This is a genomic window from Streptomyces spongiicola (genome assembly GCF_003122365.1).
GTDB classification, from domain to species: domain Bacteria; phylum Actinomycetota; class Actinomycetes; order Streptomycetales; family Streptomycetaceae; genus Streptomyces; species Streptomyces spongiicola.
In genome coordinates this window covers 2,479,206-2,492,478 of record NZ_CP029254.1, presented here as the reverse complement: position 1 = coordinate 2,492,478, position 13,273 = coordinate 2,479,206, and the positions used below count along the sequence as shown (strand labels likewise).

15 protein-coding genes are annotated in these 13,273 nt (G+C 72.5%); 11 read left to right on the top strand and 4 right to left on the bottom strand.

What is annotated here, in order from left to right:
• Positions 1-6: 6 nt before the first annotated feature.
• From DDQ41_RS10775 to DDQ41_RS10760, 4 genes are all read left to right on the top strand, one after another.
• Complete coding sequence (locus tag DDQ41_RS10775) at positions 7-750, top strand: ISAs1 family transposase (RefSeq protein WP_262508424.1); 744 nt, start codon at positions 7-9, stop codon at positions 748-750.
• 516 nt (positions 751-1,266) lie between these two features.
• Positions 1,267-2,736 carry a group II intron reverse transcriptase/maturase gene (ltrA, locus tag DDQ41_RS10770; RefSeq protein WP_109294299.1) on the top strand — a complete coding sequence of 490 codons (1,470 nt, stop codon included), beginning with the start codon at positions 1,267-1,269 and terminating at the stop codon, positions 2,734-2,736.
• A gap of 188 nt (positions 2,737-2,924) precedes the next feature.
• The gene (locus tag DDQ41_RS10765) at positions 2,925-3,074 is read left to right on the top strand and encodes a hypothetical protein (protein WP_316681748.1); all 150 of its coding nucleotides are present in this window, start codon (positions 2,925-2,927) and stop codon (positions 3,072-3,074) included.
• Between the two features lie 100 nt (positions 3,075-3,174).
• Complete coding sequence (locus DDQ41_RS10760; RefSeq protein ID WP_109294298.1) at positions 3,175-3,354, top strand: hypothetical protein; 180 nt, start codon at positions 3,175-3,177, stop codon at positions 3,352-3,354.
• Positions 3,355-3,460: 106 nt separating this feature from the next.
• On the opposite strand, the gene DDQ41_RS10755 is transcribed toward DDQ41_RS10760, so the two are convergent.
• Complete coding sequence (locus DDQ41_RS10755; protein ID WP_109294297.1) at positions 3,461-4,333, bottom strand: undecaprenyl-diphosphate phosphatase; 873 nt, start codon at positions 4,331-4,333, stop codon at positions 3,461-3,463.
• A gap of 548 nt (positions 4,334-4,881) precedes the next feature.
• Entirely contained in the window at positions 4,882-5,589 is a 708-nt protein-coding gene (locus tag DDQ41_RS10750; RefSeq protein WP_109294296.1) for a TVP38/TMEM64 family protein, read from the bottom strand.
• 49 nt (positions 5,590-5,638) lie between these two features.
• Here DDQ41_RS10750 and DDQ41_RS10745 point away from each other — a divergent pair, with 49 nt between their 5' ends.
• The 5 genes from DDQ41_RS10745 to DDQ41_RS10725 all read left to right on the top strand — a co-directional run bounded on the left by DDQ41_RS10745 (position 5,639) and on the right by DDQ41_RS10725 (position 10,038).
• Positions 5,639-6,337, top strand: coding sequence for a DNA alkylation repair protein (locus DDQ41_RS10745; RefSeq protein ID WP_109294295.1), 699 nt, complete (start codon positions 5,639-5,641; stop codon positions 6,335-6,337).
• Between the two features lie 94 nt (positions 6,338-6,431).
• The gene (locus DDQ41_RS10740; RefSeq protein ID WP_109294294.1) at positions 6,432-6,710 is read left to right on the top strand and encodes a hypothetical protein; all 279 of its coding nucleotides are present in this window, start codon (positions 6,432-6,434) and stop codon (positions 6,708-6,710) included.
• Positions 6,711-6,821: 111 nt separating this feature from the next.
• Positions 6,822-7,991, top strand: coding sequence for an elongation factor Tu (gene tuf, locus DDQ41_RS10735; RefSeq protein ID WP_109294293.1), 1,170 nt, complete (start codon positions 6,822-6,824; stop codon positions 7,989-7,991).
• Positions 7,992-8,057: 66 nt separating this feature from the next.
• Positions 8,058-8,975 carry a patatin-like phospholipase family protein gene (locus DDQ41_RS10730; protein ID WP_109294292.1) on the top strand — a complete coding sequence of 306 codons (918 nt, stop codon included), beginning with the start codon at positions 8,058-8,060 and terminating at the stop codon, positions 8,973-8,975.
• Positions 8,976-9,192: 217 nt separating this feature from the next.
• Positions 9,193-10,038, top strand: coding sequence for a spermidine synthase (locus DDQ41_RS10725; RefSeq protein ID WP_109297666.1), 846 nt, complete (start codon positions 9,193-9,195; stop codon positions 10,036-10,038).
• A gap of 127 nt (positions 10,039-10,165) precedes the next feature.
• On the opposite strand, the gene DDQ41_RS10720 is transcribed toward DDQ41_RS10725, so the two are convergent.
• On the bottom strand, positions 10,166-11,473 hold the full coding sequence (locus DDQ41_RS10720; RefSeq protein WP_109294291.1) for an MFS transporter: 1,308 nt from the start codon (positions 11,471-11,473) through the stop codon (positions 10,166-10,168).
• A gap of 43 nt (positions 11,474-11,516) precedes the next feature.
• Positions 11,517-11,792 (bottom strand): hypothetical protein, encoded by a 276-nt coding sequence (locus tag DDQ41_RS10715; RefSeq protein ID WP_162602643.1) that lies wholly within the window; start codon positions 11,790-11,792, stop codon positions 11,517-11,519.
• A gap of 131 nt (positions 11,793-11,923) precedes the next feature.
• On the opposite strand from DDQ41_RS10715, the gene DDQ41_RS10710 reads away from it, so the two are divergent.
• Positions 11,924-12,379 carry a DUF4442 domain-containing protein gene (locus tag DDQ41_RS10710; RefSeq protein WP_172607575.1) on the top strand — a complete coding sequence of 152 codons (456 nt, stop codon included), beginning with the start codon at positions 11,924-11,926 and terminating at the stop codon, positions 12,377-12,379.
• Positions 12,380-12,713: 334 nt separating this feature from the next.
• A complete protein-coding gene (locus DDQ41_RS10705) occupies positions 12,714-13,250 on the top strand; it encodes a gamma carbonic anhydrase family protein (RefSeq protein WP_109294288.1) in 537 nt (178 codons plus the stop codon).
• Positions 13,251-13,273: the final 23 nt, after the last annotated feature.

The window sequence follows — 13,273 nt, the reverse complement described above, 5'->3', positions numbered from 1 at the left end:
AGGCGCTTGACGGCGACGCCCTGGACCAGGCTGCTGGCCGACCGGCACCGCATCACCGCGTCCGCGGACGTGCCCGGGGCCCGATCGCGGCAGGTCATCGCCGTGGACGGCAAGGCACTCAAGGGCTCAGCGCGCCCGGACACGCCGCGCCGTCACCTGCTCTCGGCGGTCACCCACGACCGCGTCGCCACGATTGCCCAGGTCGAAGTCGGTGCGAAGACCAACGAAGTGCGCCATTTCAAGCCCCTGCTGGCGCCACTCGACCTCGCCGGCAGCGTCGTCACCTTCGATGCCCTCCACTCGGTGAAGGCCAACATCACCTGGCTGGTCGAGACGAAGAAGGCCCACTACATCGCCGTCATCAAGACCAACCAGCCCACTGCCTATGCCCAGCTCTCCGCCCTGCCCTGGACCTCGATCACAGTCCAGCACACCGCCTCCGCCACCGCCCACGGCCGCCGCGAGTCCCGCTCGATCAAGACCTGCGCCATCGCCGACAACCTCGGCGGCATCGCTTTCCCCCACGCCCACCTCGCCATCCGGGTCCACCGCCGCCGCAAGCCCACCGGCCGGCCCGAAACCCGCGAAAACGTCTACGCGGTCACCAGCCTCGCCGCCCACCAAACCCGCCCCGCCGACCCCGCCACCGCCATTCGCGAGCACTGGGGAATCGAGGTGCGCCATGAGGCGCTTTGTTTCCGGACGGGGGTGAGAGACCCCCGGCGCCTGGCTGTCGCAGCAGCCGGGTGAAGCAGAGGGCAGCCGTCATGCCGCAGGAAGCGTGGGCGTGGCGGTGGCAAGCGGCCCTGACACCGTCGGGACGTGCGGGTACTACCAGACCGTGCGGGTCCGGCCAGCGACTCACGAAGGGATACGAAAGGAACCGGTGCTTGACGCCTCGTTAGCCAGAACCGCTCCCAAACCTGGTGGATATGGGGCGGGAGTGCGGTGCGAGCTGGGCTGTTTCGACAAGCAGGCTCCCGTCCGTCGCGGCAACCGGCCGCGACGGACAGGTCGTCACGTGTGTCTGCGGGCGTGACGAAGACCGCCGGGGTATAGCCGGGTCCCTCCCGTGAGAACCGGGACAAAGTGAACATGGGAACCATGCAGGGTCTGCCCTCCCCGCTCCCCAGCCAGGGGACGGGTGGCAGGCGCGCTGTCCGCTGTCGGGCCCTGTGTGGGGCGGAGCGGTCGTAGTACTCCGGGGACGGTAGCGCCGTCCGCATGGGGAAGGACCGCAGCGAGTCACGTAGATGAGGAGAGGAAATGGCAGGAGATACGCCGGGGAACCCCAGCGTTCCCGAGGCCGCCGAGTATGCGGCAGCCTCGCGGGTACTGCGGATTCAGTCCAAGCTGCACGATCGGGCAGTGGCCGACCCTGGCCGCGTGTTCGATGATCTGTTCAATCTTGTGGCAGACCCGGCGTTCCTGCTCGAAGCATGGCGCCGGGTCAGAACGAACAAAGGAGCGCGAACAGCCGGGATCGACGGCTGGACCGCTCCGGGGATCGAGGCGTCCGAGCGCGGTGTGCTCGGGTTCCTCGACCAGATCCGCGCGGACTTGAAGGCGCGGACGTTCGTCCCCCTGCCCGTGGCCGAACGCATGATCCCGAAATCCAACGGGAAGATGCGCCGCCTGGGCATCCCGACCGCGCGAGACCGCGTGGTGCAAGCCAGCCTGAAACTGGTACTCGAACCGATCTTCGAGCCCGGGTTCAGCTCGTCCAGCTACGGGTTCAGGCCCGGCCGACGAGCGCAGGACGCGATCGAGGACGTCATCCACCACGCCCGCTCGGGCTATGTGTGGGTGTTCGAGACCGACATCGCCGCCTGCTTCGACGAGATCGACCACACGGCCCTCATGAACCGGGTGCGTCAGCGTATCGGCGACAGGCAAGTCCTGCGGCTGGTCAAGTCCTTCCTGCATGCAGGGATCCTGACCGGGGAGGGCACCCTGCGGGAGACCGTGTCGGGCACGCCGCAAGGCGGGATCCTGTCCCCGTTGCTCGCGAACATCGCCCTGGGCGAGATCGACGAGCACTTCGACACGAAGCGCCGAAGCCTTTCCAAGGAATGGCACCGGCGCCGACACCGCCGTGAAGGGGGAGCGACGTACCGACTGGTCCGGTACGCCGACGACCTCGCCGTGATGGTGTTCGGCACTCAGGAGCACGCTGAAGCGCTCCGCGACGAAGTCGCAGGCGTTGCCGCCACCATCGGGCTACGTCTGGCCGAGGACAAGACCCGAACCGTCCATATCGACGACGGCTTCGACTTCCTGGGCTGGCACATCCAGCGCCACACCCAGCGGGGCTCGAGCCGTCGTATGGTCTACACCTATCCCAGCGACAAGGCCGTCACGTCGGTCAGGTCCCGGGTCAAGGAACTGACCGGGCGGCAGACGATGAACATGGACCCCGGCACAGTCTTCACCCTCCTGGGGCAGAGACTCCGGGGCTGGACCACCTACTTCCGCCACGGCGCATCCAAGATCACTTTCAGTGAGCTGGAGCACTACCTGTGGCACCGTGTGTGGAAGTGGCTCCGCCGACGCCACCGGCGCCGGCACTGGAGGTGGATCACCCGCACCTACGGCAGCCCCCACAACCGGTGGGGCTTCACCGCCGACGGCGTGGAACTGTTCAACCCCGCGAAGGTACCCATCCGGCGATACCGCTACCGGGGCAACACCATCCCCACCCCGTGGTCCGCACGACCAGCCCACGCCACCACCTGAGGGACTCGTGGAGAGCCCGGTGCCGGGTAACTGGCACGCCGGGTTCGGACGAGCGGCCAGGGGAAACGCCCGCCAGAAACGACGGAAACGCGCCCCTGGTCGACTCGTACAATTCCTCCCACTACATCCGAGACGTCACGTTCGCCGAGGACGCCTCGACCGTTCACACCGGCACCGCACCCCGCGCCATGGCCACCATCCGCAACCTCGCCATCGGCACCCTGAAGATCCTCGGAGCCGACAACATCGCCAAGACCACCCGCGCCATCCACCACGAACCCGAACGAGCACTCGCCATCCTGGGCATCACCAACAACCCGGACACTCACGGAACTTGATCAAGCCCTGGAGTACCGCGACCAGTGGCTGAAGTGGTCCGAGGCGTTCACCACCTTCGTTCGCCCCGACCCGGAGATCCTGCCGCCCGCGCTGTACGGCATGGTCGACACGGTCATCCGGCTGATAGGCGCGCGCCGTGCCCAGCCCGGCGACGACCTGATCTCCGACCTGGTCCAGGTCAGCGACGAGACCGAGAAGCTCGACGAGGTCGAACTCGTCGCCCTGCTGTGCGGGCCCTTCTTTCTGCTCCCGACTTTGCAGGTGCGCACTTCTGGCTGATCGTCTCCCGGTCTCCTGGGTGGGAGACGAGTGGGAGATGATCATGGCGTGGTGCTGCAATCAGGCGCTGGGAAATGCTGGATAGCGCTACCTGCGTGGCCCGGTCTCAGCCGCCGGATTCGCCCGCGTGCGGGCTCAGCACATCGGTGCCGACCAATGCGAAGATGACGATGCCGAGGATGATCCGGTAGACGACGAAGGGCATGAAGCTCTTGGTCGTGATGAACTTCATGAACCAGGCGATGACCGCGTAGCCGACGGCGAAGGCGATGACCGTCGCGAAGACGGTCGGCCCCCAGGAGACGTGGCCCTCGCCCGCCTCCCTCAACTCGAAGGCGCCCGAGGCGAGCACCGCCGGGATCGCCAGCAGGAACGAGTAGCGGGCCGCGGACTCGCGGGTGTAGCCCATCAGCAGACCGCCGCTGATGGTGGCGCCGGACCGGGAGACGCCCGGGATCAGGGCCATGGCCTGGCACATGCCGAAGATCAGGCCGTCCTTGACGGACAGGTCCCGCAGCGTCTTCCGCTCCCGCACGACACGGTGCTTGCCGCCCGTCTCGTCGCGGGCCGCCAGGCGGTCCGCGACGCCGAGGACGATGCCCATGACGATGAGCATGGTGGCGGTCAGGCGCAGATCACGGAACGGTCCCTCGATCTGGTCCTTGAGGGTGATGCCGAGCAGCCCGATCGGGATCGATCCGACGATCACCAGCCAGCCCATCTGGGCGTCGTGGTCCTGCCTCATCGCCTTGTCCGTCAGCGATCGGAACCAGGCGCTGACGATGCGGACGATGTCCTTGCGGAAGTAGATGAGGACCGCCGCCTCGGTGCCGATCTGGGTGATCGCGGTGAACGCAGCACCCGGGTCTTGCCAGCCGGCGAAGGCGGCCGTCAGGCGCAGATGCGCGCTGGAGGAGATGGGGAGGAACTCCGTCAGCCCCTGGACGAGCCCGAGGATGAGTGATTCGAACCACGACATGAAAGCTAAGCCGTCCAAGCACTGGTCAGGTCGGAACGTACGGTACGGGCCGCGATCATGCGCCCATCGCGTGGCAGCGTAGCGCCAGCGGGTTTCGGGGTGTCGGGCGGGTTGCCCCGGCGGCCGCGGCGCACGTATCCGGCCGGCGCCGAGCCGTTCCGGAACCGTCCCGAGGCCGCCCTGAATCGTCCCAGGCCGGCCTGCCCCGAGGAGTCCCCTGCCGGCACCGAGTCGTCCGGCGACCCCGGCGACCCCGGCGACCGTCCGGCGGGACTCGCGGGACTGGCGGGACTTCGGGACTGGCGGGCGCCGACCGGGGCCGGTGGACCCGGTGCCGGTGGACCGGCCCGAGGGGCGGTCCGAGGGGCGGTCCGAGGCGCGGGCCGTGGCGCGGGCGGGTTGACGGCGGGGGTGCCGGCCCGCGAGGAACGCGACATCCGGGAGGGCGGGCCGCGCCGGGCCGGGGCAGGGCGGGGGCGGGGCGGCGCCGGTGCGCGCCTGCGGGGGCTCGGTGGAGCCGGGCCCCGGCCCCGAGTCGTTCCCGCCGCTCAGGAGCCGCGGGTCAGCCGGTGGCGCTTGCACCACGCGACAACTGCCCCGACCAGCGCCGAGACGGCGATAAAGCCCGCCGAGGCCAGGAACACGGGGGACGTCGGCGACGCCGCGCTGCTTCCGGCGATCACATACGCCGCGGTGTTCGGGACCGAGCCGATACCGGTGCCCAGCAGGAAGGGGAGGTATCCCATCCGGGACACCGCCGCGCAGTAGTTGGAAGCGGCGAAGGGGATGCCGGGGAACAGCCGCAGCGCCAGCACCGAGCGGAACCCGTGCCGGCTCAACTGGCCGTCGGCGGCCTTCAGCCAGCGTCCGCGCAGCAGTGGACGGAGGGCCTCCTGGCCCAGGTACCGCCCCAGGGTGAAGGAGAGCCCCGCGCCCAGCACGGTGCCGGCGATCGCCGCCGCCAGCCCCGCATGCGAGCCGAAGAGCGCGCCGGCCGCCAGGTTCAGCAGGGGCCGCGGGACGAAGGCCGCGGTGCACAGCCCGTACGCCAGGGCGAAGAGCGCCACCGCCGTGGCGCCGCCGACCTGCGGCGGCCAGCCCGCCGACAGCAGCCGCTGCGGCTCGTACGCCACGACCGCCGACGCCGCTGACGCCAGGACGGCGACGAGCAGGGCCAGGCGTGACCGGGGGGAGAGGAGGACGCGGCCGGCGCGGAGAGCGAGGCCGTCGCGCGGCCCGGGGACTGGGTCGAGCATCCGGGGAGAGTAACCGACCCTGCCGTGTGATCGCCGTAAGGTGTGGCACATGACGCTCCCCGTACCGCGCAGCGCCCTCGCCGACACGGTGCTCGGACGGCTCACCGCGGTCTACCCGGCCGCGGCCGACCCGGTCCGGGCAGGGGAGGCCGCCGCGTACATGAGGGGCGTCGCGCCCTTCCTCGGGATCCGCACCCCGGAGCGCCGCAGGCTGTCCCGGACGGTCCTCGACGGCACACCGCAGCCCACGGAGGCCGACTGCACGGCGATCGCCCTGCGCTGCTGGGAGCTGCCCGAGCGGGAGTACCACCACTTCGCCGCCGACTACCTGAGGCGCCACGTCGGCCGCTGCTCCTCCGGGTTCCTACCGGTCGCCCGCCGTCTGATCACCGCCGTCTCCTGGTGGGACACCGTGGACACCCTCGCCGCGCATGTCGTGGGTCCGCTCGTCGCCGCCGATCCCGGGCTGGCCCGCGTGATGGACCGCTGGATCGGGGACGACGACCTCTGGGTGGTACGGACGGCCCTGCTCCACCAACTGCGCCGCAAGGAGACCACGGACGCGGAACGGCTCTTCCGGTACTGCCTCCGCCAGTCCGCACACCCGGACTTCTTCGTCCGCAAGGCGATCGGCTGGAGCCTGCGCGAGTACGCCAGGACCGACCCGGGGGCCGTGCGGGGCTTCGTCGAGTCCGCCCGGGACCGGCTCGCGCCGCTGTCCGTGCGGGAAGCGCTGAAGCATCTCTGACCCGGGCCGTTTCCCGGCCCGCCGACGACCGTCGACGTGGGTGCCCGCCCAAAACCGTTCGACGTACGTGCCCGCCGTCGGCGAGTATCGACGCATGTTCCGGCAGGCCTTCCCCGCAGCGCCGTCCGCAGTCGCGGACGCGCCGAAGGCTGCCCACTTCCCCGCCTTCGCGGCCTCCCCCGCTTCCACGGGCGTCACGGGCGTCACGGACATCACGGCCTTCCCCGCGGGATCCACGGCCGCTGTCGGTCTCGCGGGCCTCGCGGGCCTCGCGGGTCTCGTCGGCGCGACGGCCGCGGCGGCCGCCGTCGAGGCCACGCAGGCCGCCGCCCCCGCTGCCGCGGCGGCGCCCGCCGGCGGCGCCCGAAGCTGACCCTCCCCGGATCGTCCGGCGGACCCCGCAGGGGGAGGGTCGGTACGGCCCAGGGGTCCCCCTCCGCGAACGGAGTCACCTTTCGAGTTCCGGGAAGGAACCGACACCGCCATGCCCAAGACGGCATACGTGCGCACCAAGCCGCACCTCAACATCGGCACCATGGGCCATGTCGACCACGGCAAGACCACCCTGACCGCGGCCATCACCAAGGTCCTCAGCGAGCGCGGGACCGGCACCTTCGTGCCCTTCGACAGGATCGACCGCGCGCCCGAGGAGGCCGCCCGCGGGATCACCATCAACATCGCGCACGTCGAGTACGAGACCGACACCCGCCACTACGCCCACGTCGACATGCCCGGGCACGCCGACTACGTCAAGAACATGGTCACCGGCGCCGCCCAGCTCGACGGGGCGATCCTCGTGGTTTCCGCGCTGGACGGGATCATGCCGCAGACCGCCGAGCACGTCCTGCTGGCCCGTCAGGTCGGCGTCGACCACATCGTCGTCGCCCTCAACAAGGCCGACGCGGGCGACCCCGAGCTGACCGACCTCGTGGAGCTGGAGGTGCGCGAACTGCTCACCGCGCACGGATACGGCGGGGACTCGGTGCCGGTCGTCCGGGTCTCCGGCCTCCGGGCCCTCGACGGCGACCCCCGCTGGACGGCGGCCGTGGAGGCGCTGCTCGACGCCGTCGACACCTATGTGCCGATGCCGGTGCGGTACACGGACGCGCCGTTCCTCCTCCCGGTGGAGAACGTCCTCACCATCACCGGCCGGGGCACGGTCGTCACCGGAGCGGTCGAGCGCGGCACCGTACGCGTCGGCGACCGGGTGGAGCTGCTCGGGTCCGGCACGGCCACGGTCGTCACCGGCCTGGAGACGTTCGGCAAGCCGATGGACTCCGCCGAGGCCGGGGACAACGTGGCCCTGCTGCTGCGGGGCGTGCCGCGCGACGCGGTCCGCCGCGGCCATGTGGTGGCCGCGCCCGGCAGTGTGACGCCGAGCCGCCGCTTCACCGCACAGGTGTATGTGCTCTCCGGCCGTGAGGGAGGGCGGACGACGGCGATCAGCACCGGCTACCGGCCTCAGTTCTACATCCGGACGGCGGATGTCGTCGGTGACGTGGACCTGGGCGGGGCGGCGGTCGCCCGGCCCGGCGACACGGTCCATATGACGGTCGAACTGGGGCGGGACGTGCCGTTGGAGCCCGGGCTGGGCTTCGCGATCCGCGAGGGCGGCCGGACCGTGGGAGCGGGTACCGTCACCGCTCTGGTCTGAATCGGCGGTTCCGCCTCCCGCCCGCGGCGGGCGGCGGAACCGCCCCGTACACGTCACACTGCATCCATGGCGGACATGGACCACGCGGGTACGGGCGCGGGCGCGGACACGGGAACGGACGGGGACGGGCCTTCGCGGCACCGGGGAACCGCCCTGGTGCTCGGGGGCGGCGGACTCGCCGGCATCGGCTGGGAGGTCGGCATCCTGCACGGCCTCGCCGAGGCCGGAGCGGACGTCTCCCGGGCCGATCTCATCGTCGGCACGTCGGCGGGATCCGTGGTCGGTGCCCAGCTCTCCTCGGGGCTGCTCACCCTTCCGGAGCTGTATGACCGTCAGCTCGCGGATCCCGAGGGGGAGGTGCCCGCCGGAATGGGCCCCACCGTGCTCGCACGCTATGTCTGGGGGGTGCTCCGTTCCCGCGACGCCGAGGCGTACGGCGCGCGCATGGGACGGCTCGCGCTGTCCGCCCGCACCGAGCCGGAGGAGGCCCGCCGCGCCGTGTTCGCCGCCCGGCTCCTCACCCACGAATGGCCGTCGGCGCGCCGCCTCGTCGTCACCGCGGTGGACGCGCTCACCGGGCAGCTCCACGCGTTCGACCGGAGCAGCGGGGTGGGGCTGCTCGACGCCGTCGGCGCCAGTTGCGCCGTTCCCGGAGTCTGGCCGCCCGTCACCATCGGCGGGCGCCGCTTCATCGACGGCGGGGTGCGCTCGTCCACGAACGCCGACCTCGCGGCCGGATACGCCACGGTCGTCATCGTGGCGCCCATCTCGGTCGGTGGGGGACCCGTGCCGTCTGCCCGCGCGCAGGCGTCCCGGCTCGCCGCCGCCGGCGCCCGGGTCGTGCTGATCACCCCGGACCGCGCGGCCCGGAAGGCGTTCGGGCGCAACGTCCTCGACCCCGCGCGCCGGGCGCCCTCCGCCCGCGCCGGGCGCGGCCAGGCGGTCGCCCACGCGGACGAGGTACGGGCGGTACTGCCGGTCTGAGCCGGGGCGCCGAAGGCTCCGGGCTCCGGGCTCCGGAGCCCTGCCCGCCTGTCGTCCTGTCCCTGTCCCCGTCTCGTCCTGCCTCCGTCCCGTCCTGCCACGCCCCCGGCCTCCGTCGCGCCCCTGTCGCGGTCACGCCCAGCCCAGCCCAGCCACTGCCCGGGCCCTGGGCCTCCCCGCCGTTCGCGGAGACGCCGGGGGGCGGACAATGGGCAGGGTGGACGAACCGATTCCCGTCGAGCGCGCCGTGGACCACGGAACCGCCAGGCTGCTGCCGGACATCGACAGACCCCGGGCCTGGCTGCTCACCGTGGGGGGAGCACCCCAGTCCTACGTCGACCTGGACGACCCCACGCATCTGGAGTTCGAGTACGCCCGGCGCCTCGCCCACGTCCTCGACGTCACGGCGCGGGAACGCGCACCGCTCGACGTCGTGCACCTCGGCGGCGGGGCCCTCACCCTGCCCCGCTACGTCGCGGCCACCCGCCCCGGCTCACGGCAGGACGTGGTGGAGGCGGACCGCGGTCTGCTGTCACTCGTCGCCGAGCGGCTGCCGCTGCCGTCCGGCTCGGGCATAGCCGTGCACGCGGCGGACGCGCGCACATGGCTGGAGCGGGCGCCCGAGGACTCGGCCGATGTACTGATCGCCGATGTCTTCGGAGGCTCGCGCGTCCCGGCGCACCTCACCTCCCGGGAGTACGCGTGGGCCGCCGACCGTGCCCTCCGTCCCGGCGGCGTCTACGCGGCGAACCTCGCCGACAGCGCCCCGTTCGGCTTCCTCCGCTCGCAACTGGCCACCTTCGCGGCCGTGTTCCGGGAACTCGCCCTGATCGCCGAGCCGGGTGTGCTGCGCGGACGCCGCTTCGGCAACGCCGTCCTGCTGGCCTCGCAGGCGGCGATCGACGTCGCCGCCCTGGCCCGCCGGACGGCGTCCGACGTCTTCCCGGCCCGGGTGGAGTACGGCGACGGCCTGCGGCGTTTCGTCGGCGACGCCGGGACCGTGGGCGACGAGGACGCGACCGGGTCCCCCGAGCCGCCGGAGGGGTCGTTCGGCATCGGGTGACCGCAGTCGGGTCGGCCGGACGGTGCCGGCCGGACGGTGCCGGCCGGGCCGCGGCGGCCGGTCTGCGCGGCCGGCTCCCGGGCCCGGACGCCCCGTGGGTGCCGGCCCGGGCAGGGGGCACGGGGGGTCAGGCCGTCTCCCGCGGCTGGAGTTCGGCGGCCGCCGCGGCGGCCGGGGCCGGTACGGGACCACGCGCGGCCACCTGCCTCGTACGGCGCGTCAGATTCCGTACGTCCGGGACCAGCAGCACCAGCGCCGTCACCACGACGATCAGCGCCGCGCAACCCCACAGTGCCGTCTCCCGGCCGAAGAGGCTCTCGGCGGGGCCGGCCAGGGCCGTCGACAGCGGCAGCATCGCGGTCGAACCGAACCAGTCGTACGCGGAGACCCTGGACAGCTTCTCCTCCGGGATCTCCTGGTGCAGCGCGGTCATCCAGGCCACCCCGAACACCTCGATCGCGACCCCGCTGACGAACATCACCGCGACCAGCGCGCCGATCTGCACCGGTACGGCGAGCGCCGCCGACGGCAGCGCCAGCGGGAACACGCACAGTGTGCCGACGAGCAGCATCCGCCGGGGCTTCCAGCGCATCATCAGCAGCGCCCCGACCAGGGTGCCGGCGCCGAACGCCGCGAGCGCCAGGCCCCACGGGCGGGCTCCGCCCAGCGACTCCTCGGCGACCAGCGGTCCGTACACGGCGTCGGCGGCACCCACGACCGCGACCACCACGGAGAACTGCGCCACGATCGACCACAGCCACGGGCGGCTCGTGACCTCCTGCCAGCCGTCCCGCAGATCGCCGAGCAGCCCGCCGCCCGGGGCCCGCGCCGGGATGTGACCGACGTCGAGGAACGCCCGGAGCGCGCCGGCGACCGCGAAGGCGGCGGCGTCGACGGCGAGCACCCAGCCGGGGCCGATCGCGGCGATCATGGCTCCGCCGAGCGCCGCGCCGCCGATGCCCGCCCCGTGCATCGCCATGCGGAAGAGCGCGAACGCCCGTGCGGCCTGCTCCCCGTCGACACTGGAGATCAGCATGCCCTCGGCGGCGGGGGCGAAGAACGCCTGCCCGGTGCCGCAGAGCGCGGTGAGCAGCATCATCTGCCACAGCTGCGGATCGCCGGCCAGCACCAGCGCGGCGAATGCGGCCTGGGACACGCAGTTGAGGGCGTTGGCGGCCACCATCACGCGGTGCCGCGGCAGCCGGTCGGCGATCGCCCCTCCGATGAGCAGGAAGAGCACCAGGGGGAGGGTGCGGGCAGCCGCGACGAGACCGACGTCGCCGCCGTCGCCGCCGGACTCCAGCACCGCGAACGCCGCGGCGATCAGCGCGCCGTGCGAGCCCAGATTGGTGACGACCGCGGCGGCGGTCAGCAACGAGTAGTTGCGGCCGGCCCATTCGGGACGGCGGCTGAGGAGCGGCGTACGGGTATCCACTCCGGGACTATCGCCGCAGCCGCCCCCGCCTGCCAAACCGGTTTCACCGCCGCCTCCCCGCCGGGCGGTTCAGGACGACGGGGCCTCTGCCGGCCGCCCGGTGCCCGGTGCCCGGTGCCCGGTGAACGGTGTCCGGGGTCCGGGGTCCGGGGTCCGGGGTCCGCAGGATCGTCGCGTCCGGGATACCGCCGTCGACGCCCTTGGCGGCGTGGCCGGCCCGGGACGCGGAAGTCCCCCCGGCCTTCCTGCCGGAGAGGGCGATCACCTTGCCGTCGCTGCCGCACACGCCGTCCTTCTTCACACCGGCCTCGGCCTCCACACCGGCCTCCACACCGGCACCGGCATCGGCATCGGTCGCGGTCGCCGTCGCGGGGCGGGTGCGCGGTGGTCGGTCCGCCCCCTGGCGAGGGGATGGCCAAGGCGTTCTACCCGTGGGTAACATCCGGTCCCATGAGTGCAGACCAGATGTCCGTGGGTGAGCTGCTCGCCGCCACGGTCCCGATGGCCAGGACCCTGAACCTGGAGTTCCTGGAGACCTCCCCCGAGCGCGCCGTAGTCCGGTTGCCGGACCAGGCCGACTACCACAACCACGTGGGCGGGCCGCATGCCGGTGCGATGTTCACGCTGGCCGAGTCCGCCAGTGGCGCGATCGTGCTCGCCGCCTTCGGCGAGCAGCTGTCCCGGGCCGTCCCGCTCGCGGTGAAGGCCGAGATCGCCTACCGGAAGCTGGCCAGGGGCGTCGTCACCGCCACCGCGACCCTCGGGCGCCCCGCCGCGGAGGTCGTCGCGGAGCTGGACGCCGGGGGGCGGCCCGAGTTCCCCGTCGCCGTCCACATCACCCGCGAGTCCGACGACGCGGTGACCGGTGAGATGACGGTCGTCTGGACGCTGCGTCCGAACGGCTGACCCTCCCCGGGGGTTCCGCATACCCGGTACGTTGCCGCGCCCACGGCCCGGGGGCGGCCCTCACCCCGAGACGGACTGCCCTGCGTGTGCCGCCGGATGGTGCACGCCGGGCGGTGCACGCCGGGCGGTGCGCGCCGGGCGGCCCGGGCCCGGTCGCGGGCGGGCCCGAGCGGTGCCTCAGGGGCGCGGCCCGGACCCGGGTACGACCCCGAGCGTCGAGAAGTTGGGTCCGTCCGCCGGGAGGCGCAAGTGCCGCCCCCGGCGGACGGACCCGCCGAGGCATCGCCTACGGTGCACGGGAGAGTGGCACGGCGGCCGGGGTGAGGAGAGGGCGATGGCGGAGCGTGAGCGAGCACTGGTCTCGGCGGTCGGCGGCAAGGAGCCGAGGATCTCCCCGGAGGCGTTCACCGCGCCCACGTCCGTCGTGATCGGCGACGTCACCATGGCCGCCGGCGCGAGCGTCTGGTACCACACCGTGCTGCGCGCCGACTGCGGCCCGATCGTCCTCGGCGCCGACAGCAACATCCAGGACAACTGCACCGTCCATGTCGACCCCGGCTTCCCCGTGACCATCGGTGAACGCGTCTCCGTGGGACACAACGCCGTGCTCCACGGCTGCACCGTCGAGGACGACGTCCTCGTCGGCATGGGCGCGACCGTCCTCAACGGCGCCCACATCGGCGCCGGTTCCCTCGTGGCGGCGCAGGCACTCGTGCCGCAGGGCATGCGGGTGCCGCCGGGCTCCCTCGTCGCAGGCGTCCCGGCCAGGATCAAGCGGGAGCTGACGGACGAGGAGCGCGAGGGCGTCAGGCTCAACGCCGCGATGTACCTGGGGCTGGTGAAGAACCACCGGGCGGCGGCCGAGGGCTGACACAACTGCGGTCGGGCAGCCGG

Bases quoted from the DNA above. Each gene is read 5' to 3' on its own strand.
- ltrA (WP_109294299.1), top strand. From the start codon at position 1,267: ATGGCAGGAGATACGCCGGGGAACCCCAGCGTTCCCGAGGCCGCCGAG.
- DDQ41_RS10765 (WP_316681748.1), top strand. From the start codon at position 2,925: ATGGCCACCATCCGCAACCTCGCCATCGGCACCCTGAAGATCCTCGGA.
- DDQ41_RS10760 (WP_109294298.1), top strand. From the start codon at position 3,175: ATGGTCGACACGGTCATCCGGCTGATAGGCGCGCGCCGTGCCCAGCCC.
- DDQ41_RS10755 (WP_109294297.1), bottom strand. From the start codon at position 4,333: ATGTCGTGGTTCGAATCACTCATCCTCGGGCTCGTCCAGGGGCTGACG.
- DDQ41_RS10750 (WP_109294296.1), bottom strand. From the start codon at position 5,589: ATGCTCGACCCAGTCCCCGGGCCGCGCGACGGCCTCGCTCTCCGCGCC.
- DDQ41_RS10745 (WP_109294295.1), top strand. From the start codon at position 5,639: ATGACGCTCCCCGTACCGCGCAGCGCCCTCGCCGACACGGTGCTCGGA.
- DDQ41_RS10740 (WP_109294294.1), top strand. From the start codon at position 6,432: ATGTTCCGGCAGGCCTTCCCCGCAGCGCCGTCCGCAGTCGCGGACGCG.
- tuf (WP_109294293.1), top strand. From the start codon at position 6,822: ATGCCCAAGACGGCATACGTGCGCACCAAGCCGCACCTCAACATCGGC.
- DDQ41_RS10730 (WP_109294292.1), top strand. From the start codon at position 8,058: ATGGCGGACATGGACCACGCGGGTACGGGCGCGGGCGCGGACACGGGA.
- DDQ41_RS10710 (WP_172607575.1), top strand. From the start codon at position 11,924: ATGAGTGCAGACCAGATGTCCGTGGGTGAGCTGCTCGCCGCCACGGTC.
- DDQ41_RS10705 (WP_109294288.1), top strand. From the start codon at position 12,714: ATGGCGGAGCGTGAGCGAGCACTGGTCTCGGCGGTCGGCGGCAAGGAG.